Origin of the sequence: Blautia sp. CAG:237 (assembly GCF_000436615.1) — a bacterium.
In the GTDB taxonomy this organism is placed as follows: domain Bacteria; phylum Bacillota; class Clostridia; order Lachnospirales; family Lachnospiraceae; genus Blautia_A; species Blautia_A intestinihominis.
Genome location: NZ_FR886773.1, coordinates 1 through 22,494 on the forward strand (window position 1 = coordinate 1; position 22,494 = coordinate 22,494).

Genomic DNA, 22,494 nt, shown 5'->3' on the forward strand with positions numbered 1-22,494 from the left:
TTTCTTTATATTTTATTTTATCTAGCACAACAAGTTAAATGAATAAAAGAAAATACAAATCAACGGATTGACATTTTTTAGTTGTGATATTATCATAGTATCGTACTGCTGTGATAAAGCAAAAGCAGCAGGTCAGGTTCCTGTAACCGAGCAGGCAGGAACTTTAGAAGTACAATGGAAAAGTACAGGAGGAAATCTTAAGATGAGTATTCGTATTGGAATTTTAGGTTATGGAAACCTTGGACGAGGCGTAGAATGTGCAGTTAAGCACAATCCGGATCTTGAGCTTGTAGCAGTTTTTACACGCCGTGATCCTTCAACAGTAAAAATCCTCACAGATACAGCAAGCGTTTATCATGTAGATGAAGCAGAAAAAATGAAAGACAAGATCGATGTTCTGATCCTCTGCGGAGGAAGTGCAACAGACCTTCCGGAGCAGACACCGAAATATGCACAGTGGTTCAATGTCGTAGACAGCTTTGACACTCATGCAAGAGTTCCGGAGCATTTTGCAAACGTAGACAAGGCAGCTTCCGAGAGCGGCCATGTAGGAATCATCTCCGTAGGCTGGGACCCGGGAATGTTCTCCCTGAATAGACTGTATGCAAATGCAATCCTTACCAACGGTAAAGATTATACATTCTGGGGCAAGGGTGTAAGCCAGGGACATTCCGATGCGATCCGCAGGATCGACGGAGTCAAAGACGGCAAACAGTACACCATCCCGGTAGAAGCAGCACTGGAAGCTGTAAGAAACGGAGAAAATCCGGAACTTACAACAAGACAGAAACACACCAGAGAGTGCTTCGTAGTAGCTGAGGAAGGCGCAGACCTTGCACGTATCGAGAACGAGATCAAGACTATGCCGAACTACTTCGATGAGTACGATACTACAGTACACTTCATCACAGAAGAAGAACTGAAACGTGATCACAGCGGGATCCCGCACGGTGGATTTGTTATCCGTTCCGGCAAAACAGGCTGGAATGATGAGAACAGTCATGTGATCGAATACAGCCTGAAACTGGATTCTAACCCGGAATTCACTTCTTCCGTAATCGCAGCATATGCAAGAGCAGCATACCGCATGAGCCAGGAAGGACAGAAAGGCTGCAAGACAGTTTTTGATGTTGCACCGGCTTACTTAAGCGCACAGGACGGAGCAGAACTTCGTAAACATCTTCTTTAAGATTAATTTCAGCAGAGCGGGAAACACATGCCTGATATCTTATGTGAGACATCAGGCAGTGTTTCCCGCTCTTTTTATGTATTGACGTATCATAAATCTTGCGATATAATACCTACATGATATTGTAATAATATTGTAAAAATTATAACGAAAAAAGTAACAATAAGTTTTTCGGAAAGAGGACGATATATGAAGAAGGTATGTAGAAAAGCTGGACTTTTGGGGATACTTTTGGGGCTCATGCTTTTTGCAGCAGGATTTGCCGTACATACAACGACGGTAGATGTTCAGGCTGCAACAACGACAGGATTTCGTACAGTAAACGGCAAAACTTACTATTACAAGAGCGGCAAGAAGGTCAAGGGATGGCTGACACTTGGAAGTAATAAGTACTTTCTGAATACGAAGACCGGAGTTCTTCTTAAGGGCTGGCAGAGAAGTCCCAAGGGACCGATGAGATACTTCGATTCCCGTACAGGAGCAATGTACAAGGGATTTAAGAAGATTGGTGGGAATTACTATTATTTCAAACCGTCTACAGGCTACACGGTCAGTGGTTTTGTCAAAACTTCAAGTACCGTTGTGAGATATTTTTCATCAGGCAGTTACACGATGGCAACTGGCTGGATGAAGAACAGCAAGGGCGAGAAGTGGTATTTTACCCCATCAACAGGAATTATGTACAGGGGACTTAAGAAGATTGGAGCCTATTATTACTACTTTGATGGGACAACCGGTGCAGCCAAGAGCGGATTCCTGACAGCAGCCAACGGAAATGTCCGCTATTTCCGCGGAAAGACCTATGTAATGGCAACCGGATGGCTTGGCAGCAGCAGCGGCAAACGCTACTACTTCGCAAAGAATACAGGTGTCATGTACAAAGGCTTCAAGACAGTTGATGGCAAGACTTACTATTTCAATCCAAAAACAGGAGTTGTAACTACCGGCTGGGTAAAGGAAAATGGTAAGACTTATTATATTGATCCAAGCACAACCACGATAACAACAGGTACGAAGCTGATTGACGGCAAATATTACGTTTTTGACTCAAACGGAGTTATGACGGGCTCTTATGCTGACAGTTCCAACTCTGGTCCGACAGCACCAACCTCTGCAAGAACGCTTAAGAATTATCTCGCAGGAGCACTGCAGCCGGTAGGTAAGGCCCTTTATGTATGGGGCGGCGGCTGGACAGATTCCACAAGAAAAGGTGTAAGTCCGACCTGGGTTTCCTGGTATAACAGTCAGACGAGCAGTTACAACTATAATAATTACAGGGATTTAACGACTGCAAACAGAATCAAGGGACTTGACTGTTCTGGATTTGTAGGATGGGCATCTTATCAGGTTATGCATACAAAGTCTGGAGAAGGCGGTGGATATACCGTAGTTTCCGGAGATATTGGTTCTTATTATCAGAATACTCTGAAGTGGGGACGGATCGTAAACCAGAATTATCTTTCTCAAACAAAATGGAAGATGCAGCCAGGAGATATTGGCTATGATTCCGGACATACCTGGATCGTTCTTGGACAGTGTTCAGATAAGAGTGCTGTGATCGTTCATTCCACACCACAGGCAGGCTGCCAGATTGCAGGAACCTGCACACCGGATGGGGATTATGACAGCCAGGCAGTTGCACTTGCCAAAACTTATATGTCCAGATATAAGGGATATACGAAATACGAATATCATCCATCCTGTGGAAACTATATTCGAAGAGGAAATTATCTGAGATGGTACAGCAGTACACTTTCTGATCCGGATGGATATAAGAACAAGACAGCAGCACAGATACTTGCAGATCTGTACAGCTAAAATAAAGCATTAACAGTGAAGAGAAGCAGTTTTCATTACAGAAGACTGCTTCTTTTTTTCGTATTCTTTACTAAATGTTACAAAATTTTAAATTTTTTAATTATTTACTCTTGCGTTCTTGAGAACGATATGTTAATATGTAAAAGAAGTTCAATAAGATATTTCAAAAATGTTACAAAATAGATTGATTTAGATTATGAGGTGAAAACATGAAGAAACGAATTGTTTGCATGACGTTAGCATTAATGATGACAGCATCACAGGTTGTCAGCGTAAGCGCGTCAAGAGAAGACGAGCTGAGAGAGGAACAGGCAGCTACCAGCGCACAGTTGGATGCTACATACGCACAGATCGACCAGCTTTATTCAGCAAAGCAGCAGTTACAGAGCGAAATTGATGCTTTGGATGCAAATCTTGTGAATGTCATGGTTTCCATTCAGACCCTTGAGGGAGATATCAGCAATAAAGAAACTGACATTCAGAATACCCAGACAGCACTTGAGAAAGCACAGAATGCTAAGACTAAACAGTACGAAGCAATGAAAGAACGTATTCAGTACATCTATGAGAAGGGCGGCAATGCTGCATGGTTCCAGATGATGATGGATGCTGATAACCTTTCTGATCTTCTTACTAAAGCAGAATACACACAGAAGATGTATGAATACGACAGACAGAGCCTTGAGAAATATGCCAACACCATCGACCAGGTAACACAGCTCGGTGACCAGTACAAACAGGAGAAGGCAGAACTCGAGGGAATGAAACAGGAATACGAATCTGAGTCAGTAAACCTTCAGACACAGATCGATACCAAGAAAGCCAACTCCGCAGACTGCGACAATGAGATCGCATACGCACAGCAGATGGCAACAGAGTATTCCAACCTGATCGTTCAGCAGCAGGCAGAGATCGAACAGCTTGAGGCAGAGCGAATTGCAGCTGAGGAAGAAGCAAGACGTCAGGCAGAGGCAGAAGCGGCAGCTGCTGCAGAAGAAGCTGCAAGACAGGAAGCCGAGGAAGAGGCTGCACAGGAGCAGGAAAATCAGGAAAATCAGTATGATGAGAATACTGATGAAGAAGATCAGGAAGAGATTTCTGAGGATGGTGAGTATACAGAAGATGATGGATGCACAGAGGATGAGGATTCTGACAGTGAAGACTCTTCTGATGACGAAAACACCGACAGCAGTGATGACGAGAGCACATCTGACAGCAGCGACGGTGTAAAACATGATGAATATGGCAATGTGATCGACAGTGACAACACTGTAAATCCGGAGGATGTAGATACTTCATCCAGTTCTTCCAGCTCATCCAGTGGTTCTGGCTCTTCTATCGTAGACTATGCACTGCAGTTTGTCGGAAACCCGTATGTATGGGGTGGAACAAGCCTTACAAGCGGTGCGGACTGCTCTGGATTTACACAGAGTGTATATGCACAGTTTGGCTACAGCCTTCCGAGAACATCCTACGAGCAGCAGAACTGGGGAACCGAAGTTTCCTACGCAGATGCCCAGCCAGGCGACCTGATCTGCTACGGTGGACATGTTGCAATCTATATGGGTAATGGACAGATTGTACATGCGTCTAACTCCCAGGATGGTATTAAGATTAGTAATGATGCTACTTATAGGACTATTCTTTCTGTAAGAAGACCGTCATAATTTTTCATAAAATGTATGCATAAAAACGGTGGTGTAAAAACTGCCGTTTTTTTTGTTTTGTGGGGCGGTCTTGCATTACAAATGCGCCACTGCCGGGTGCCCCCGGCAAACAAAAATGTTGACTTTCCAAAGATAAAGTATTAAAATGGCATAAAGCGCAACGGGGCACTTCATAGTTCCGTGCGCTTTTTTTTACTTTAAAGCAGTCCCATCTGCTTTATTCAACACGGTGATATGTTCCGCAAGGACATATGGATGAAAAATATATATTTCAGGAGGAAACGAAAATGAGAAAGAGCAAAATGTGGAGAATGTTGACAGTAGCAGCCGTAGCAGCATCTATGACATGCGGAGTATTTGGCGTACAGAGTGTAAGCGCGGCTGACAAAAAGACCCTCAAAGTTGCAATGGAATGCGGATACGCTCCATACAACTGGACACAGCCGGATGATTCCAACGGAGCAGTGCAGATCTCCGGAAGTTCCGACTATGCATATGGTTATGACGTTATGATGGCGAAGAAGATCGCAGACGAACTTGGTTACGACCTTGAGATCGTCAAACTTGACTGGGATTCCCTCGTACCGGCAGTTCAGTCCGGACAGGTTGACTGTGTTATCGCAGGACAGTCCATCACCAAAGAACGTCAGCAGATGGTTGATTTCACAAATCCATATTATTATGCATCGATCATCACTCTGGTAAAAGGGGATGGAGACTATAAAGACGCAGCAAGTGTAGAAGACCTCAAAGGAGCAACAGTTACTTCCCAGCAGAATACCATCTGGTATGATTCCTGCCTGCCGCAGATCCCGGACGGAAACATCCTTCCAGCACAGGAAAGTGCACCGGCAATGCTGGTAGCTCTGGAATCCGGTAAATGTGATGCAGTCGTAACAGATATGCCTACAGGAAAAGCTGCCTGCGTAGCTTACCCGGATTTCAAACTCCTTGACTTCACAGGAACAGACGGAGAATTCGAAGTATCTGACGAGGACATCAACATCGGTATCTCCCTCAAGAAAGGAAACGATGAACTCAAAGATGCGATCAACGGAGTTTTAAGCGAGATGACAGAAGACGACTTCAACGATATGATGGACGAAGCAATCTCAGTTCAGCCACTGTCCAGCGAGTCATAAAGGAGGAGAAAAATGCTGCCTGAAAGTTTTGGAGGAAGAATCATATATCTTCTTCAGCAATATGGTCCCTCTTTCGCGAAGGGAGCCGGAGTCAGCATGTGGCTGGCACTGGTCGGAACACTTTTTGGATGCATCATCGGTTTTCTCGTAGGTATCGTGCAGACGATCCCGGTAGACAAAAACGATTCCACAGCCAAGAAGGTACTGATCAAAATCGTGAAATTTATCCTTGCCTGCTATGTGGAGTTCTTCCGTGGAACTCCTATGATGGCACAGGCAATGTTTATCTACTTCGGTAGTGCATACCTGTTCAATATCAATATGTCCATGTGGTTTGCCGCGATCTTCATCGTATCCATCAACACAGGTGCATACATGGCAGAGACTGTCCGCGGCGGTATCCTTTCCATTGACCCGGGTCAGACAGAAGGAGCCAAGGCGATCGGCATGACACATGTACAGACCATGATCAATGTTATTTTGCCACAGGCACTGCGTAACATCATGCCGCAGATCGGCAACAACCTGATCATCAACATCAAAGATACCTGTGTACTTTCCATCATCGGTACGGTAGAACTTTTTTACACGACCAAAGGTGTGGCAGGTGCACTGTATACATACTTTGAGTCCTTCACAATTGCCATGGTTATTTACTTTATCATGACCTTTACCTGTTCCAGGATCCTTCGCGTGATCGAGCGTAAGATGGACGGACCGGACAACTACGACCTGGCAACCGCAGATACCCTGACACATACAAGTGGTATGTATTCTTATAAGGAAAGGAAGGACAACAGAGAATGAGTGAAACGATCCTGGAAGTGCAGCACCTGGGAAAATCCTTCGGAACACATGAGATCCTGAGAGACATTGATTTCTCTGTAAAACCGAAAGATGTTACCTGCATCATCGGACCTTCCGGTTCAGGTAAATCCACACTGCTGCGCTGTATGAACCTTCTGGAGACACCTTCATCCGGCGAGATCCGCTACCACGGAACAAACATCATGGACAAACACGTGAACGTTCCGGAGTACCGCTCCAAAGTCGGCATGGTGTTCCAGAACTTTAACCTTTTTAACAATATGACAGTTCTCAAAAACTGCACAGTCGGACAGGAAAAAGTCCTCAAAAAAAGCAAAGAAGAGGCACACAAAAACGCAATGATGTATCTCGAAAAAGTCGGCATGGCCCCATACATCAATGCAAAGCCGAAACAGCTTTCCGGTGGACAGAAGCAGAGGGTAGCGATTGCAAGAGCCCTTGCGATGGAACCCGAGATCCTGCTCTTTGACGAGCCGACATCCGCCCTCGACCCGCAGATGGTCGGAGAGGTTCTGGAAGTCATGAGAACCCTTGCCAAAGATGGTCTGACGATGATCATCGTCACACATGAGATGGCCTTCGCCAGAGATGTGGCGAAGCATGTGATCTTCATGGGCGATGGAGTTATCGTGGAAGAGGGAACTTCCCAGCAGATCTTTGAAGATCCACAGAAAGAACAGACGAAGGAATTTCTGAGCCGTTTCAGAAATTCCTGATGGGAACTGCCCAGCGGGGCGGCTGTTTGGCAAATAAGAAAACCCTGAGGGGGACGATCTCATAGTTGCGAAGGCCGATTGTCCCCCTCAGACTCCCCCTTTTTGGCCACGCCTGGTGCATCAAGACGGAACGGGTTGACGTCAACTGTTTAAGGCTGTTTCGCTGACGCGAAAAGCGCGGGAACTTGAGCTTGCGAGAACTGGGGTTCCCGCGAGCACGTCGAAGGCGTGATGTTGACGGGCCCGTAGTATGTGATACTGCGGAAGCAGGTAGAACAATAGAATACGTAGGATTGATTAGTTTCAGGTGCAAATCTGAACTATACAGAAAAACCAACAACATAAGTAAGCGCAGACTCATGGGGCAACCGTGCAAGTCTGCGCTTATTTATACGAAAATCTTCTTACATGCCAATGTAAATCGCGGGCACATGGGAAGTCCCCATGAAACATTGTTTTAATAAAAATACAATATCCAGCAAAAAAAAACTAGACAACACACAAAATATAATATATGCTTGAAAAGCAAATCAAATAACATTTGTTGGTTTTGAACCAGCCTCTATAAGTTCCAGTAAAATATTTTTTATTTTACATACACGGATTAAAAGGGAAACCGGTCGAATTCCGGTACGATCCCGTCACTGTGATAGGGAGTTGCGAAACATAATCCACTGGAGTGGCAGTCGCCAGTCTGGGAAGGAGTTTTGGAGCAAAGATCTTAAGTCAGGAGACCTGCTTATGGATGATCAGATATGATTCTTACGGTAGATAGGAAACATTGTTTTTTTGTGTGCAAACGTCCGTATTATGTTGTTTACGGATGTTTTTTTCTGCGCTTTTATTCAAAGGTGTATTTCCCCTGCCATTTTTAAAATTGAATCTGATCCAGTTAAAGTCGCTGATACTGTGAACGAAGTAAACAGTAACAAAACCTCTACAATGTAGGAAGGAGAAACAATGTCAAAAAAACAATTTGGAAAAAGGCTTCTGCAGATCCTGATCGTTCTGATCGGTGTAAGTTTCTTTACATTTGGACTTACTTACCTTTCACCAGGTGACCCGGCGGAGATCATGCTGACAGAGTGTGGTAACCTGCCGACACCGGAACTTCTCGAACAGACGAGACATGAACTGGGCCTTGACCAGCCGTTTCTGGTGCAGTACGGTTCCTGGGTAAAAGGAGTACTTACCGGAGACATGGGAACTTCATATGCATTTAAAGTTCCTGTAACTGAGAAACTGATGAAATGTTTTTGGCCGACCCTTCAGATGTCGCTCTTCGCGCTTCTTCTGATGATCCTGTTCTCCATACCATGCGGAATCCTCTCCGCGGTATATCAGAACAAGTGGCCGGATTATCTGATCCGCGGAATCACGTTTTTCGGGGTATCTATCCCGAGCTTCTGGATCGGCCTGATTCTTCTGAGCATCTTTGGAGTGCAGCTTCGCTGGATCAACGTAGCAGGAGGTACGACTGATTTCAAGGCAATGATCCTGCCGTCTGTGACACTGGCGCTTTCCATGTCTGCAAAATATACCAGACAGGTACGAAACGCAGTGCTGGAAGAACTCAGACAGGATTATGTCATTGGAGCCAGAATGAGAGGGATCAAAGAAAGCGTGATCCTCTGGAGACATGTACTTCCAAACGCAATGCTTCCTATTGTAACACTTCTTGGTCTTTCCCTCGGCTCTCTGCTCGGAGGAACAGCAGTTGTTGAGATCATTTACAACTGGCCTGGAATGGGAAGCATGGCGATCAAGGCGATCGCCTGTCGTGACTACCCGATGGTACAGGCATACGTACTTATGATCGCGATCATGTACATGGTCATCAATATCATCGTTGACCTGTCCTATACTTATCTGGACCCAAGAATAAAGGAGGTTAAGTAAATTGAAGAAACAGAATTTTTTCCTGGCTCACAAACAGTTTACCTTATTCTTTATTCTGGCTCTCGCTGTTGTAGGCGTGGCAGTTTTTGCCCCGTGGATCGCACCGAAGGATCCTCTGGAAGCAGTGATGATCGATTCACTCAAAGCCCCGTGTGCGGAATACCCTCTTGGCGCTGATAAACTCGGACGTGATCTTCTTTCCCGTGTGATCTATGGTACCAGAACTTCACTGGTGTCTACCCTGATCCTTGTGGCAACGATTTTTGTTGTAGGTACTTTCCTTGGAATCATTGCCGGATATTTTGGCGGCTGGATCGATCAGGTGATCATGCGAATCGCAGATATGATGATCTCTTTCCCGGGAATGATCCTGGCTATCGCAATTGCAGGTATGCTCGGACCAAGCCTTCGTAACGGAGTTATCGCGATCACAGCGGTAAGCTGGACAAAATACGCACGTCTGGCAAGAAGTATGGTTTTGAAAGTAAAACGTAATCTGTATGTGGAAGCCGCGATCGTAAACGGCACAAGCACATTCAAAATCTTATGGAAACATATTCTCCCGAACATGCTGACGATCATGACTGTAACAGCAGCGGCAGATATGGGAACCATGATGCTTGAACTTGCATCTCTTTCTTTCCTGGGATTCGGAGCCGTGGCACCGACACCGGAATGGGGACTGATGCTGAATGAAGGAAGAACTTATATGGCAAAAGCACCGTGGCTTATGATCGCACCGGGTATCGCCATCGTAATCGTAGTAATCGTATTTAACATGCTCGGCGACAGTATCCGTGATATTCTTGACCCGAGACAGGACTAACACAGATACCAGGGTGAAAAGAGCTGAATCCACATGAGCTTGCTCATAAGTGGATGAAGAATCTTGGAACCCGCCCCGATATGAGCATAAAAGTGGGATGATAATCCCGCGATATGCGAAGAGAGGGTAGAATTGCGAAAGTTACTTGGTAACGGAGCAATTCGTAGGTATCGTAAACTACCGAAAAATAAAGGAGAAAAATATATGAAAAACAGAATCGCAAAAAAAGTCTGTGCAGCAGCACTTGCAGGTCTCATGACAATGGCACTCGTTCCAACATCCGTATTTGCAGCAGGAACAATGACGATCGGTGTAACAAGCTTCGCTGATACACTGGAGCCGACAGAGCAGTACTTCAGCTGGGTTATCTCCCGTTACGGCGTTGGCCAGGGTCTTACCAGGTTTGATGAAGAAGGAAACATGGTACCATGTCTTGCAACAGAGTGGACCAACAGTGAAGATGGAAAAACATGGACATTTACGATTCGTGAGGGCGTTAAATTCTCAAACGGTAACGATATGACACCAGAGCTTGTAAAAGCATCTCTGGAGCGTACCATCGAAATGTCAAACCGTGTACCGGAGTTCTTTGATATTGACAGCATTGAAGTTGATGGACAGAACATCATATTCAACCTGAACAGAGCAAACGCAAACATGGCAGGATGTCTGGCAGACCCGCTGTTCCTGATCATGGACACCAGCATTGACAACTCCAACATCGCAATGGAAGGACCAGTTTGTACAGGACCGTATGCATTCCAGTCTTTTGACCCGTCAGGTGATACCGTTGTTGTACGCAACGAGTACTACTGGGATGGAGATGTTCCGAATGACAGCGTAACTCTTCGTATCATTGGCGACCAGACAACACGTTCCATGGCTCTTCAGTCCGGTGAGATCGATGTTGCTTACAACTTAAAGACAGAGAACGTTTTTGAATTTGACGGAAATGACAACTACAACATCCAGTCCCTGGAATCCCTTCGTTCTACTTATGCATTCATGAACCAGAACGGAGCACTCGGAGATCTGGCACTTCGTCAGGCAGTTCTTCGTGGACTTGACAAAGAAACTTACACAAGCGTTCTGCTTGAGGGCGGCGCAACACCAGGAAAAGCACCGGTACCGCCGACACTGGATTATGGCTATGATGATCTGAACGATGAGAACGCTTACGATCCGGATGGAGCAAAACAGGTTCTTGAAGATGCAGGATACAAAGATGTAGATGGTGACGGATATGTAGAAGATCCGGACGGAAACCCGGTAGAACTTACTTTTGTATACTATGACAGCCGTGCAGAACTCGGTGTATATGCACAGGCAGCTCAGGCAAGCCTCAAAGAGATCGGAATCAACATCAAACTTGACTGCGTATCTTACGAGACACTTCTTGACCGCCGTGATTCCTCTCAGTACGATCTCCTGATCTGGAACGTACTTGTTGCAAACACAGGTGACCCGGAAAACTACCTTCGTGAGAACTGGTACAGCACATCTGCAAACAACACAGCAGGATATGCAAATGAAGATGTAGACAAATGGCTGGATGAGCTGGCAGAAACAATCGATACAGATGCAAGAAAAGAACTGATTGTAAAGATCCAGCAGGCGATCATGGACGATGCAGCTACTGTATTCTTCGGATATGAAAACACATTCCTTATCTCCAAAGCAAGCGTAGAAGGACTTGTAATGTATCCAATGGATTACTACTGGGTAACTGCTGACATGCAGATGGCTGAATAATAAAGGAGACTGTAAGAATGCTGGAAATTAAAGATCTGGCTGTACAGTATGGACATCATGATCCTACGATCGAGCATTTTAACCTTTCCATGAAAAAGGGTGAGATCATCAGTGTTGTAGGTGAGAGCGGAAGTGGTAAGACCACAGTGATCCGTGCCGTTCTGGGGGCTCTCCCCGGAGCGGGACAGGTTACTTCAGGAGATATCCTCTTTCACGGGGAATCTCTTCTGAAAAATTCCAAAAGCGACTGGAGAAAGATCCGTGGCAGCAAGATGTCAATGATCTTCCAGGACTGTGGCGGAACCCTGAACCCGATCCGTAAGATTGGCAGCCAATATGTAGAATATATTTGTACACATGAGGCTATGGCAAAAAAAGATGCCTGGCAGAGAGCAGTCACCATGCTTTCCAAAATGAGACTTCCGGATGCGGAAAACATCATGAACAGTTATCCGTATCAGTTATCCGGAGGTATGCGCCAGCGTGTCGGAATTGCTATGGCGATGACTTTTAACCCGGAACTTCTTCTGGCAGATGAGCCGACAAGTGCTCTGGACGTAACAACACAGGCACAGATCGTCCGTCAGATGATGGAGCTCCGCGATGATTTCGGAACAGGGATCATCATTGTTACACATAATATCGGAGTAGCAGCTTATATGGCAGATCAGCTGATCGTTATGCACCACGGCAAGGTGGTAGACCACGGAACCAGAGAAGAGGTCCTGAATAACCCGACCAGCGATTACACAAAGAAACTGCTTGATGCAGTTCCGGAAATGGAGGGAAAACGATATGTCTGAAAATCATGAGATCGTCATGCAGGCAAAGCATATTGTAAAACAGTTCCCTGCTTCCCGCGGAAGAACCCTGACTGCCTGCAATGATATCAACCTGACCATGTATAAAGGAAAGACTCTCGGGATCGTAGGAGAGAGTGGATGCGGTAAATCTACATTTGTCCGCATGGTGACTTTCCTGGAAAAACCGACCAGCGGTGAGATTCTTTATCACGGCAAAAACATCACAGGGCTTTCAAAGAAAGAAACCTGGGAAAACCGCCAGAACCTTCAGATGGTCTTCCAGGATCCGATGGCATCTTTTAACCCGAAGATGAAGATCAGGGATATTCTGACAGAGCCTCTGATGAACTACAAAAAGATCAAAAGAAACGAAAGAGATGCAAAAGCAAGAGAACTTCTCCGCATGGTAGAACTTCCGGAAGAGTTTGTAGACCGTTATCCGCACAACATGAGTGGTGGACAGCGTCAGAGGATCAGTATCGCAAGAGCACTTTCTCTGGAACCGGAGATCCTGGTCTGTGATGAAGCAACTTCTGCACTGGATGTTTCCGTACAGGAGTCTGTCATCGAGCTTCTGGTACGTCTGCAGAAAGAAAAAAATATCTGCATGATCTTTATCTGCCATGACCTGGCGCTGATCCGTTCTTTCGCGCATCAGATCGCAGTCATGTACCTGGGACATATCGTGGAAACGATTCCGGGCGAAGATGTTTCAGGAAATGCGGAACATCCATATACCAAAGCACTTGTCGGAGCACAGTTCTCTGTTCATATGGATCCAGCCAAAAAGATTGAAAGCATTGAAAGCGAAGCACCAAGTCCGCTCGATGTACCGGTAGGCTGCCCGTTCCAGAACCGCTGTGAACACTGTACGGAACAGTGCAAAAAAGAAATGCCGGAATTAAAAGAAATTGCACCGGGTCATGAAGTTGCCTGCTTTTATGTAGAAAATATCACAAAATAAACAGAAGGAGGCAAGTAGATGAAGAGAAGAATACTCACTCTGATGATGAGTGCGGCACTTATTGCCGGCACTCAGAGCACTGTATGGGCCGATGTGGAAGACTACTCAGACGGAGATGTTCATACGATCGGTGTAGTTGTATATGATCCGGACTCTGCGGAGATGGAAATGTTTGCGGACTATTACCGTGATTACATCCAGGAAGGTTTTCCTGTAAAATTTATTTTTTCAGGAAAAATTGCAGATTCTGAGGAAGAAAAGGCATTTATTGAAGAAGCCAAAGCAGAAGGTGCAGAGGGGATCATTTCTTTTGCCGGATATGCAGATGGGCTTACAAACGTTATCAAAACCTGTGAAGAAGAGGAAATCTACTATGCACTGGGTTCCAATACGGTAAGCGATGAGAACTATGAGGTCATCAAAGATAATCCATGGTACATGGGAAGCGTCGGACCGGATCTTGAGACCGTTTATCAGGCCGGCTGCGACATGACAGAGTTTTTTCTGGATAAAGATGCCAGAAACATCGTGATCATGTCAGGCGGTGCATCTTCTGGAAACAGACTTCATCAGGTAAGAACCTGGGGAATGCTGAACACTCTGGAAGAAAAAGCGGGACTTGTACTTGATGAAGATGCAGAAAAACTTTCTGCAACAGATAAAGTGACCGAACTCACAGACAAGGACGGAAATTTACACGTTACGATCTGCCCGGGATATACCGAGGGTGGAGAGGGACTTGACAATCTGGAGACCGCATTTGCGGAAGGCACCTGTGATACGCTTATGAGTGCGTTCCATGTATCTGCCTATCTGGATAAGATCTCCGATAAGGAAAAAGATCAGGACAGCAACATCATGGTCGGCGCGATCGACAGCTTTTCTGAGCAGAATTTTGAAATCTTCAAAGAAAAAGATTCTTTTGGAAATGCACCGATCGACTATGTACGCGGCAAATACGCTTCCATGGCAGGCCCGGCCTTCGCAATGATCTACAACGCGATCACCGGAACTCCGGATGTAGTCCGGGAAAACGGTGAGGCAGTACGCCTGTACCAGAATCTCTGGACTGCGAAGTCTGAGGAAGAATATGTTGAACTGTATGGGTATGCGACGGGGATTTATGAGAATGCGTATAGTTGTGATGACCTTATGCAGGTCATCGGGCAGTTTGATGTGGATGCGGATCCGCAGAGCTTTAAGGAGTTGACGGAAGCGTCTGATGTGGAGAGTGTGAAGGAGAGAATTTTTTCCAATTAAAAAATTGGGTAAAAGGGATGGAGTTTTTTGGCTCCATTCCTTTTTTTATCCCTTAAATTCGTGGGATTTATTTGCTTGGGAGCAGAGAAAACCGCCAGCCCCCTCTGCGGTCTTCTTAGTCTACCAGACAAAATAAAAGAAAAAATAGAAAGCAAATATCAAAAAATGAAACAAACCTTTCATTTTTTGCAACGTTTTTATAAAACCATAAAAACCACCCCATTTTTTTGAGTCTTTTGTCAATGGAATTTTCAAATGAAGTCGGCTACAATAAGGACAGTTGAAAGATACGTAAAGAAACAACGAAATCAATATTGTAGAAGAATCAGGAGGAAATAACAATGAAAGTTGGATTTATTGGTCTTGGAATCATGGGAAAACCGATGTGCAAAAACCTCATGAAAGCAGGTTACGAAATGGTTGTAACCACACATAATAAAGAAACCCTCAAAGAAATGGAAGCACTCGGAGCCAAAACTGTAACATGCGGACGTGAAGTTGCAGAAGAAGCAGATGTGATCATCACCATGCTCCCGAACTCCCCACAGGTAAGAGAAGTTGCACTTGGCGAAGGCGGAATCATCGAGGGCGGCAAAGAAGGAAGTGTCCTGATCGACATGAGCTCCATTGATCCTACCGAGAGCAAAGCAATCTCCGCAGAGCTTGCAAAGAAAGGCATCGACATGCTGGACGCACCTGTTTCCGGTGGAGAACCGAAAGCAATCGATGGAACCATTTCTGTAATGGTTGGCGGAAAGAAAGAGACTTTTGATAAATACTATGACCTGATGATGGCTATGGCTGGTTCCGTTGTATACGTAGGACCGATCGGATCAGGAAACGTTGCAAAACTTGCAAACCAGATCATCGTTGCAGTCAACATTGCAGCAGTATCCGAAGCCCTCACCCTGGCAAAGAAAGCCGGAACAGATCCGGAGCTTGTATACCAGGCAATCCGCGGCGGACTTGCAGGATCTACAGTCCTCGATGCAAAAGCACCTATGATGATGGACAGAAACTTCAAACCGGGATTCCGTATTGAACTTCACATCAAAGACCTGAACAACGCCCTCAATGCAGGACATGCCGTAAGCGCACCGCTTCCGCTGACAGGAGAACTTATGGAGATCATGCAGGCACTCAAAGCAGACGGACACGAAAAAGAAGATCATTCCAGCATTGTAAAATTCTACGAAAAAATTGGTAATGTAACAGTTACAAGAGACTAAAATCCGGTATATAATAAGGTAAGACTTTTGCTAACCGTAAAGAAAGCCTCGACAGGTTGCCATGAGCCTGCCGGGGCTTTTTTGAGTGGAATGGAGGATCTTTTATGTCAAAAATAGCGATTTTACTTCCAAAGGAATATATGCTGGAACAGGCAAGAAATGTAATCCGGGAGGACGAACTGGATATCGACATCCTCAAAGTGATCAAGACTTCCGACTCTGTCTATGAAGCAAGACAGGCCGTAGAGCAGGGCGCGGAGGTGGTTCTTGCCCGAGGCGTGCAGGCAGCTTTTATCCGCCAGTACACAAATATTCCTGTTGCAGAACTGACACTTACAGGCCAGGAAATCGGTCTTATGATCGCCAGCGCCAAGAAAAAAGTCCCGGACAAAAAGTGCCCGCAGATCGCACTGATCGGTTTCAAAAACATGTTCAGCGATACAACTTATGCAGATGAGCTTTTTGATATCCGGCTGAAATTTTATGACATCACAGCCATTGAGCAGGCAGCAGAAAAAGTAGACCTTGCGATACAGGAAGGCGCAGATGTCCTGCTCGGCGGCGATACCGTCAATGCACTGGCGGCACAGAAAGGCATTCCGGCGCAGTTCATCGATTCCACAGAGGAGTCGATCCGTTCCGCTATCGGCGTGGCAAAAAAGATGATCCTGACTGCGGAGGCAGAGAAAAATTTTACCGCACAGTTTGAGACAGTGCTGGATAATTCCTATAACGGGATTCTGGAAATTGATGAAAACAAAGAGATCATGATCGTAAACCGTGCAGGAGAAGAACTTTTTCACAAAAAAGCTTCTCAGCTTGAAGGAACTGCCCTGGAAAAAGTGATCCCGGAACTGGAACAACGGTATATCGATGACGTTCTGAGCGGAAAAAGAGATTCATTTATGACCTCGGTCTATGTGGCTGGTGTTCCGATGATGCTCACGGCAGCACCGATCCAGTATGAAAACAAGATTCGTGGCGCGATCATTTCACTCTATCGAAATGCTTCTGTCCGAAAAAATGATGCAGATGAGCTGCATTCCTATTACCTGAAGGGCTACGTGGCGTATGCTCATTTTTCTGATATCAGGATCACTGGTAAAGAAATGGAATACTGCGTGGAACTTTCCAAAATGTACGCCCTGTCAAAGAATCCTGTGCTGATCTGTGGAGAAGACGGAACAGATAAGGAAAAACTGGCACAGTGCATCCACAACAACAGTTCCTATAAAGCGGGGCCTTTTGTTGCAGTGAATTGCAGCGGTATGACAGAACAGATGCAGGTGGACAGGCTTTTTGGAAACCCGGATGCAGAAGACGAGAGCATGAAAAAAGGGGCACTTGCGATCGGCGATCATGGAACGATCGTAATCTCTGAAATAGAAAAACTTTCACTTCTGTGCCAGTATCGTCTGTACCGTGCGATACGGTATGATTCCCTGATCCAGAATGACCTGGAGCGAAGCCAGACGCTGGATAACCGTATCATAGCGATAACGGGAGCAGATCTTTACCAGTATGTAGAGCAGGGCAGATTCCGGCAGGATCTTTATTATCTCCTGAACAGCCTTACGGTGGAGATTCCTCCGCTTCGGAAGCGCCCGCAGGATATCCGTGCGATCGTGGAGGACTGCAGGGTAAGATTTACAAAAAGATATGCAAGATTTCCAAAGATCGCAGAGGATGCGATGGAGGCACTTGCCGGATTTGGATGGCAGGGGAATGAAATCCAACTGGAGTCGTTTTGTGAAAGACTTTTTCTGACTTCACCCAAGAAGACGATCACCAGTGACTATGTATATTTTCTTCTGGACACATTGTATCCTGTAAAAGAAAGAATTTCGGAAGATGGCACAACAGTGATCTATCAGCACCCGGAGGCCGCGCGTCTGACGGAACTTCTGGAAAAACACCAGGGAAACCGTTCAGCAGTGGCGAAGGAGCTTGGAATCAGCACAACGACGTTGTGGAGACGAATGAAAAAATATGGCGTGATAAATAAATATGATCTGACGTAAGGAGGAAACGCTATGGCGATCCATATCATAGATGAGGCAAACCGCTGTCTCAATTGTAAGAAACCAAGATGTATGGAAGGATGTCCGGTGCATACACCGATCCCGCATATTATCCAGATGTTCAAGGAGCACAAGGTCATGGATGCGGGGGCGGAGCTGTTTCAGAATAATCCGATGTCTGTGATCTGCTCGATCGTGTGTGACCATGAGCAGCAGTGTGCCGGTCACTGTGTACTTGGAAAGAAAGGCAATCCGGTGCATTTTTCCAGTATTGAGAACTATATTTCGGACACTTATCTGGATCGAATGAAACTTCAGATTCCAGAAGAAAAGAAAAAACCGGTGGCAGTGATCGGGGCAGGTCCGGCAGGATTGACGGTGGCGATCATTCTGGCACAGCATGGGTATAAGGTGACGATCTTTGAGCAGCAGGACAAGATCGGCGGTATCACACGTTACGGAATCCCGGAATTCCGTCTGCCGAAATCTATCCTGGATCGTCTGGAAAAGCAGATCCTTGCGATGGGTATCCGCATCCGTCCGCATACTGCGATCGGAACAGTTCTGACGATCGATGACCTTTTCCGCGACGGATATGCAAGCGTGTTTGTTGGAACAGGAGTGTGGAAAGCACGAAACCTGGGGATTCCGGGGGAATGTCTGGCGAATGTGCATTTCGGCATTGACTATCTGGAAAATCCGGCAGCATATGATCTGGGAGAAAAAGTCGCCATTATTGGAATGGGAAATGCGGCAATGGACGTTGCGCGGACAGCTCTTCGAAACGGTGCACTGCAGGTGACATTGTACGCCCGCGGAACGCATGTAGCGGCGAACTCGCATGAAATGGCGTATGCAGAGCTGGATGGCGCACAGTTTGTCTTTGGAAAAGCAATCGAGCGCATAACGGAAACCGGCCCGGTATTCAAGACTTCGGTCATTGATGAGAATAATAAAGTCGTCGGATACGAGGAAGGAGAAGACCAGGTGGAAGCAGATTCCACGATCATCGCCATCAGCCAGGGACCAAGAAACCGCCTGATCCGCACAACAGTAGGACTGGAAGGCTCCGACAAAGGTCTCCTCATCGTAGACGAAAACGAAATGACCACCAGAGAAGGCGTCTTCGCCGCAGGAGATGTCGTACACGGCTCCAAAACCGTCGTCCATGCCGTAGAACAGGCAAAGAAAGCGGCCGTGGCGATGATCGCGTATATGGAAAAAGAAAGTTGACTTTTACCAGGGAAAGACATATAATAAATAATAGCTAAGGAATGTGGTGAAATTCCAAGAGGCAAAACGAAAACCCCCAGAGTTGCCGCTCTGGGGGTTTTCTTGCTCGTTAACGGGGAGCTGTTCCGTTTAGGCTGTTGCTCGTTACGGTGAGCTATTCCGTTTAGGCTGTTGCTACCTATTGTCTACCGCTCAGCCATTTGCATATGTAATAGCTAATTACATTTGCTAACACGGTGACAAGAAGTGTGGTGAAAAAATCATCCAAGAGATACACCTCCTTTCTGCTGGAGGAGCGGCAGCAACATTATTATAACACAAAATCAGAACAAAATGTACAATCTATAAAATTTAACTCCAGAATTCTTCAGCCAGGGATATGAAATCTCTGGCTGCTTTGCTGAGATAACGTTTTTTGTGGTGACATGCCATGATGTTCCAGGAGGGCTTGCCAGGGAGAGTGAAGAATCGGATCTTGTCCTCGTGTCCACGGGCATAAAAAGCAGGAATGATGCCACAGCACATTTCAGCCCCGACCATAGTGGTGATGGTTGCATTGCTGGAGGTCTCAAAGAGTACATGAGGCTTGAAACTGGCAGATTCGAAGATGTGGTCGGTCAGGTCGCGAAGCGTGGATTCTTTGTACGTGAGGACAAAAGGTTCCTCGCGTAGCGCATAAAGGTTCAGTTCGGAAATCTCACCCTCGCGAACAGGAACAGCATTTGTCCATCCTTCCTCCGGTGGTGTGGCGATCGGATGGCGGATCGGAACGGCAGCAAAAATATCCTCGGAAGCTAAAGGAATATAACTCAGAGCAGGTTTCTGCTGTTCCGGAACAAGTGTCACGAATCCCAGATCCAACTCACCGGATATCAGGAGTTCCTGCTGTTTCTGGACACTGAGTTCCCGTGGAGTGACCTGGATATTAGGATGCAGGCGGTGAAATTTCGGATACACATTAGAAAACATGGCGATCCCACGCCCAGGCGTAAAGCCAACACTGAGCTCCCCCTGCTGGATCTTCGCGAGATCATGGATCCTGTGATAAGTATCCTTCTTAAGCAACAGCATTTCCCGTGCAGCTTTCAGATAAATCTCCCCAGCTTCCGTAGGATGCCAGTCCGTCCGCGAACGATGAAAAAGCTGCACACCGAGTTCCTTTTCAAGTTTAAGAAGCTGCTGGTTAAGCGCAGACTGCGTGATATAAAGCTTTTCCGCTGCACGGGTGATGTTGTTTTCTTCCGCGATTGCTACAATATATTGTATTTGACGTAAATCCATTGTGGGTACCTCCTTACCTCCATTCTACCCCAATCCCCTCCACATTCCAATATGTAAATTAGAAAAATTAAGAGAACTATAACTACAATGAATTTTACTTATACAACCTCCTGCGTTATAATAACCTCAACAAAGCAAAGGAGGAATCCAAAATGTCACTGCTAGTAAAAATAAACCAGTCTGACAACGTAGCCATCGCTGTTCAGCCACTGAGCGCAGGATCAGAAGTGGAAGGCATCCACATCAACCAGGACATCCCGCAGGCACACAAAGTCGCACTGGCTGACATTCCAAAAGGAAGCCCGGTCATCCGCTACGGCGTGATCCTCGGATACGCCATGAACCCGATCAAACGCGGCGACTGGATCAACGAATTCATGCTCGAACTCCCAACCCCGCCATCCGTAGATGACATGGAGTTCGGCAAAAACATCGTCACAGACCTGCCTGAACCGCCGGTAACTACCTTCGAAGGATATGCAAATCCAGACGGCGGCTACGCAGGAACCAGAAACATCCTCGGGATCAGCACCACCGTACAGTGCGTAACAGGAGTACTGAATGTCGCAGTAAAGAAAATGAAAGAAGAACTTCTTCCAAAATATCCAAACGTAGACGACATCGTCCCGATCAACCACGCATACGGCTGCGGCGTTGCCATCAACGCACCTGAGGCAAAAGTCCCGATCCGTGCACTCAGAAATCTCGTCAAACATCCAAACTTCGGCGGACAGCTCATGGTAGTCGGACTTGGCTGTGAGAAATTCACTGTACAGATGCTCCTCGATGAAGCCGATATTACACCTGAAAATGTCATTATTCTCCAGGAACAGAAAGGCTTCGATGCCATGGTTGACGCCCTCATGAAAATGGCAGACAAAAAACTCGCGATCCTCAACGAAAGAAAACGAGAAACACTTCCATTATCCAAACTCTGCATCGGTATGCAGTGCGGTGGAAGCGATGCATTCTCCGGCGTGACTGCAAACCCATCCGCAGGATATGCGGCAGACATGCTGGTAAAAGGCGGCGCAACCGTTATGTTCTCCGAAGTAACAGAAGTACGTGACGGAGTACATTACCTTGCAGAACGCTGCGTCAGCGCAGAAGTAAGAGACAAACTTGCAGCAGAAATGCGCTGGTACGATCATTACCTTGCAGAAGGAAACGTAGACAGAAGCGCTAACCCGACCCCGGGAAACAAAAAAGGCGGACTCTGCAACATCGTAGAAAAAGCCATGGGCTCCATTGCAAAATCAGGAAGCTCACCGATCGTGGAAGTACTTTCCCCGGCAGAAAAACCAACCAAACACGGTCTTATCTATGCAGCGACACCGGCAAGCGATATCGTCTGCGGTCCATGCCAGCTTGCATCAGGAATCACTCTGCAGGTATTTATGACAGGCCGCGGAACTCCATATGGACTCGCAGCAGCTCCGGTCATCAAAGTCTGTTCAAGAAATGAAATGAAAGCCATGTGGCAGGATCTGATCGATGTCAACGCCGGTCCGATCGCAACAGGCGAAGCAACGATCCAGGAAATCGGAACCCAGCTGTTCAACAAGATCATCGCAGTTGCAAGCGGCAAGGATCAGTCCTTCGCAGAGAAATACAAACTCCACAACGACCTCTGCATCTTCAACCCGGCACCGATCACCTGATATCCAGGTTTCAAAATTTCAACTGCATCTCATGCCTGCATGTGTATGCAGTTGAAATTGTAAATATCAAGCGACCCGCTTTTTTTTTACCCTAAATCGTCAAAAAACATGCATTTTACGCAATGTATGAAATAAAATGCGATTAAAATGAAACATATCATTTCAAAACCTGCAACATTAACGAAACCATAAAAATCACAAGAAC

At 46.2% G+C, this 22,494-nt stretch carries 17 protein-coding genes, 1 pseudogene and 1 riboswitch; of the genes and pseudogenes, 16 read left to right on the forward strand and 2 right to left on the reverse strand.

All coding sequences use genetic code 11. From position 1 onward, the window contains the following. The first annotated feature begins 202 nt into the window (after window positions 1–202). The 8 genes from QZL69_RS13495 (at window position 203) to nikC (ending at window position 10,085) form a co-directional block, all read left to right on the forward strand. Window positions 203–1,189: a diaminopimelate dehydrogenase gene (locus QZL69_RS13495; RefSeq protein WP_022215719.1), complete on the forward strand. Its 987-nt coding sequence runs from the start codon at window positions 203–205 to the stop codon at window positions 1,187–1,189. 189 nt (window positions 1,190–1,378) lie between these two features. Beyond that, the gene (locus QZL69_RS13500; protein WP_022215720.1) at window positions 1,379–3,007 is read left to right on the forward strand and encodes an N-acetylmuramoyl-L-alanine amidase family protein; all 1,629 of its coding nucleotides are present in this window, start codon (window positions 1,379–1,381) and stop codon (window positions 3,005–3,007) included. A gap of 209 nt (window positions 3,008–3,216) precedes the next feature. After that, window positions 3,217–4,674 (forward strand): C40 family peptidase, encoded by a 1,458-nt coding sequence (locus QZL69_RS13505; RefSeq protein WP_022215721.1) that lies wholly within the window; start codon window positions 3,217–3,219, stop codon window positions 4,672–4,674. A 341-nt stretch (window positions 4,675–5,015) separates the two neighbouring features. Continuing rightward, on the forward strand, window positions 5,016–5,816 hold the full coding sequence (locus tag QZL69_RS13510) for a transporter substrate-binding domain-containing protein (protein WP_291519846.1): 801 nt from the start codon (window positions 5,016–5,018) through the stop codon (window positions 5,814–5,816). Between the two features lie 15 nt (window positions 5,817–5,831). Then, the gene (locus tag QZL69_RS13515) at window positions 5,832–6,623 is read left to right on the forward strand and encodes an amino acid ABC transporter permease (protein WP_173905530.1); all 792 of its coding nucleotides are present in this window, start codon (window positions 5,832–5,834) and stop codon (window positions 6,621–6,623) included. After that, window positions 6,620–7,360 carry an amino acid ABC transporter ATP-binding protein gene (locus tag QZL69_RS13520; protein ID WP_022215724.1) on the forward strand — a complete coding sequence of 247 codons (741 nt, stop codon included), beginning with the start codon at window positions 6,620–6,622 and terminating at the stop codon, window positions 7,358–7,360. The genes QZL69_RS13515 and QZL69_RS13520 overlap by 4 nt, the downstream gene beginning before the upstream one ends. 549 nt (window positions 7,361–7,909) lie before the next feature. Further along, window positions 7,910–8,117, forward strand: a riboswitch (cobalamin riboswitch). Window positions 8,118–8,320: 203 nt separating this feature from the next. Then, window positions 8,321–9,259 carry a nickel ABC transporter permease gene (gene nikB / locus QZL69_RS13525; protein WP_022215725.1) on the forward strand — a complete coding sequence of 313 codons (939 nt, stop codon included), beginning with the start codon at window positions 8,321–8,323 and terminating at the stop codon, window positions 9,257–9,259. A gap of 1 nt (window position 9,260) precedes the next feature. Continuing rightward, window positions 9,261–10,085, forward strand: a complete 825-nt coding sequence (gene nikC / locus QZL69_RS13530) for a nickel transporter permease (RefSeq protein WP_022215726.1) — start codon at window positions 9,261–9,263, stop codon at window positions 10,083–10,085. Here nikC and QZL69_RS14125 read toward each other — a convergent pair. Beyond that, window positions 10,082–10,287 (reverse strand): annotated as a pseudogene (locus tag QZL69_RS14125) (hypothetical protein). The gene nikC and the pseudogene QZL69_RS14125 overlap by 4 nt on opposite strands. 2 nt (window positions 10,288–10,289) lie before the next feature. On the opposite strand from QZL69_RS14125, the gene QZL69_RS13535 reads away from it, so the two are divergent. The 7 genes from QZL69_RS13535 (at window position 10,290) to QZL69_RS13565 (ending at window position 19,347) form a co-directional block, all read left to right on the forward strand. Continuing rightward, complete coding sequence (locus QZL69_RS13535) at window positions 10,290–11,837, forward strand: ABC transporter substrate-binding protein (protein ID WP_022215727.1); 1,548 nt, start codon at window positions 10,290–10,292, stop codon at window positions 11,835–11,837. 17 nt (window positions 11,838–11,854) lie between these two features. After that, the gene (locus QZL69_RS13540; protein WP_022215728.1) at window positions 11,855–12,640 is read left to right on the forward strand and encodes an ABC transporter ATP-binding protein; all 786 of its coding nucleotides are present in this window, start codon (window positions 11,855–11,857) and stop codon (window positions 12,638–12,640) included. Further along, window positions 12,633–13,604 carry an ABC transporter ATP-binding protein gene (locus tag QZL69_RS13545; RefSeq protein ID WP_022215729.1) on the forward strand — a complete coding sequence of 324 codons (972 nt, stop codon included), beginning with the start codon at window positions 12,633–12,635 and terminating at the stop codon, window positions 13,602–13,604. Before QZL69_RS13540 ends, QZL69_RS13545 begins: the two co-directional genes overlap by 8 nt. Window positions 13,605–13,622: 18 nt before the next feature. Next, window positions 13,623–14,864, forward strand: coding sequence for a substrate-binding domain-containing protein (locus tag QZL69_RS13550; RefSeq protein WP_022215730.1), 1,242 nt, complete (start codon window positions 13,623–13,625; stop codon window positions 14,862–14,864). 341 nt (window positions 14,865–15,205) lie between these two features. Beyond that, window positions 15,206–16,093, forward strand: coding sequence for a 2-hydroxy-3-oxopropionate reductase (gene garR / locus QZL69_RS13555; RefSeq protein ID WP_022215731.1), 888 nt, complete (start codon window positions 15,206–15,208; stop codon window positions 16,091–16,093). 104 nt (window positions 16,094–16,197) lie between these two features. Continuing rightward, complete coding sequence (locus tag QZL69_RS13560) at window positions 16,198–18,114, forward strand: sigma 54-interacting transcriptional regulator (protein WP_022215732.1); 1,917 nt, start codon at window positions 16,198–16,200, stop codon at window positions 18,112–18,114. 12 nt (window positions 18,115–18,126) lie between these two features. Beyond that, the gene (locus QZL69_RS13565; RefSeq protein ID WP_022215733.1) at window positions 18,127–19,347 is read left to right on the forward strand and encodes an NAD(P)-dependent oxidoreductase; all 1,221 of its coding nucleotides are present in this window, start codon (window positions 18,127–18,129) and stop codon (window positions 19,345–19,347) included. A 351-nt stretch (window positions 19,348–19,698) separates the two neighbouring features. Here the strand turns inward: QZL69_RS13565 and QZL69_RS13570 are convergent, their stop codons facing one another. Further along, on the reverse strand, window positions 19,699–20,628 hold the full coding sequence (locus QZL69_RS13570; protein WP_022215734.1) for a LysR family transcriptional regulator: 930 nt from the start codon (window positions 20,626–20,628) through the stop codon (window positions 19,699–19,701). Between the two features lie 152 nt (window positions 20,629–20,780). On the opposite strand from QZL69_RS13570, the gene garD reads away from it, so the two are divergent. Further along, window positions 20,781–22,289: a galactarate dehydratase gene (gene garD / locus QZL69_RS13575; protein ID WP_022215735.1), complete on the forward strand. Its 1,509-nt coding sequence runs from the start codon at window positions 20,781–20,783 to the stop codon at window positions 22,287–22,289. Window positions 22,290–22,494: the final 205 nt, after the last annotated feature.

Coding starts and splice junctions, on each gene's coding strand:
- QZL69_RS13495 (WP_022215719.1), top strand. CDS start 203: ATGAGTATTCGTATTGGAATTTTAGGTTATGGAAACCTTGGACGAGGC.
- QZL69_RS13560 (WP_022215732.1), top strand. CDS start 16,198: ATGTCAAAAATAGCGATTTTACTTCCAAAGGAATATATGCTGGAACAG.
- QZL69_RS13520 (WP_022215724.1), top strand. CDS start 6,620: ATGAGTGAAACGATCCTGGAAGTGCAGCACCTGGGAAAATCCTTCGGA.
- QZL69_RS13545 (WP_022215729.1), top strand. CDS start 12,633: ATGTCTGAAAATCATGAGATCGTCATGCAGGCAAAGCATATTGTAAAA.
- garR (WP_022215731.1), top strand. CDS start 15,206: ATGAAAGTTGGATTTATTGGTCTTGGAATCATGGGAAAACCGATGTGC.
- QZL69_RS13550 (WP_022215730.1), top strand. CDS start 13,623: ATGAAGAGAAGAATACTCACTCTGATGATGAGTGCGGCACTTATTGCC.
- QZL69_RS13505 (WP_022215721.1), top strand. CDS start 3,217: ATGAAGAAACGAATTGTTTGCATGACGTTAGCATTAATGATGACAGCA.
- nikB (WP_022215725.1), top strand. CDS start 8,321: ATGTCAAAAAAACAATTTGGAAAAAGGCTTCTGCAGATCCTGATCGTT.
- QZL69_RS13570 (WP_022215734.1), bottom strand. CDS start 20,628: ATGGATTTACGTCAAATACAATATATTGTAGCAATCGCGGAAGAAAAC.
- QZL69_RS13500 (WP_022215720.1), top strand. CDS start 1,379: ATGAAGAAGGTATGTAGAAAAGCTGGACTTTTGGGGATACTTTTGGGG.
- QZL69_RS13535 (WP_022215727.1), top strand. CDS start 10,290: ATGAAAAACAGAATCGCAAAAAAAGTCTGTGCAGCAGCACTTGCAGGT.
- QZL69_RS13540 (WP_022215728.1), top strand. CDS start 11,855: ATGCTGGAAATTAAAGATCTGGCTGTACAGTATGGACATCATGATCCT.
- garD (WP_022215735.1), top strand. CDS start 20,781: ATGTCACTGCTAGTAAAAATAAACCAGTCTGACAACGTAGCCATCGCT.
- QZL69_RS13565 (WP_022215733.1), top strand. CDS start 18,127: ATGGCGATCCATATCATAGATGAGGCAAACCGCTGTCTCAATTGTAAG.
- QZL69_RS13510 (WP_291519846.1), top strand. CDS start 5,016: ATGACATGCGGAGTATTTGGCGTACAGAGTGTAAGCGCGGCTGACAAA.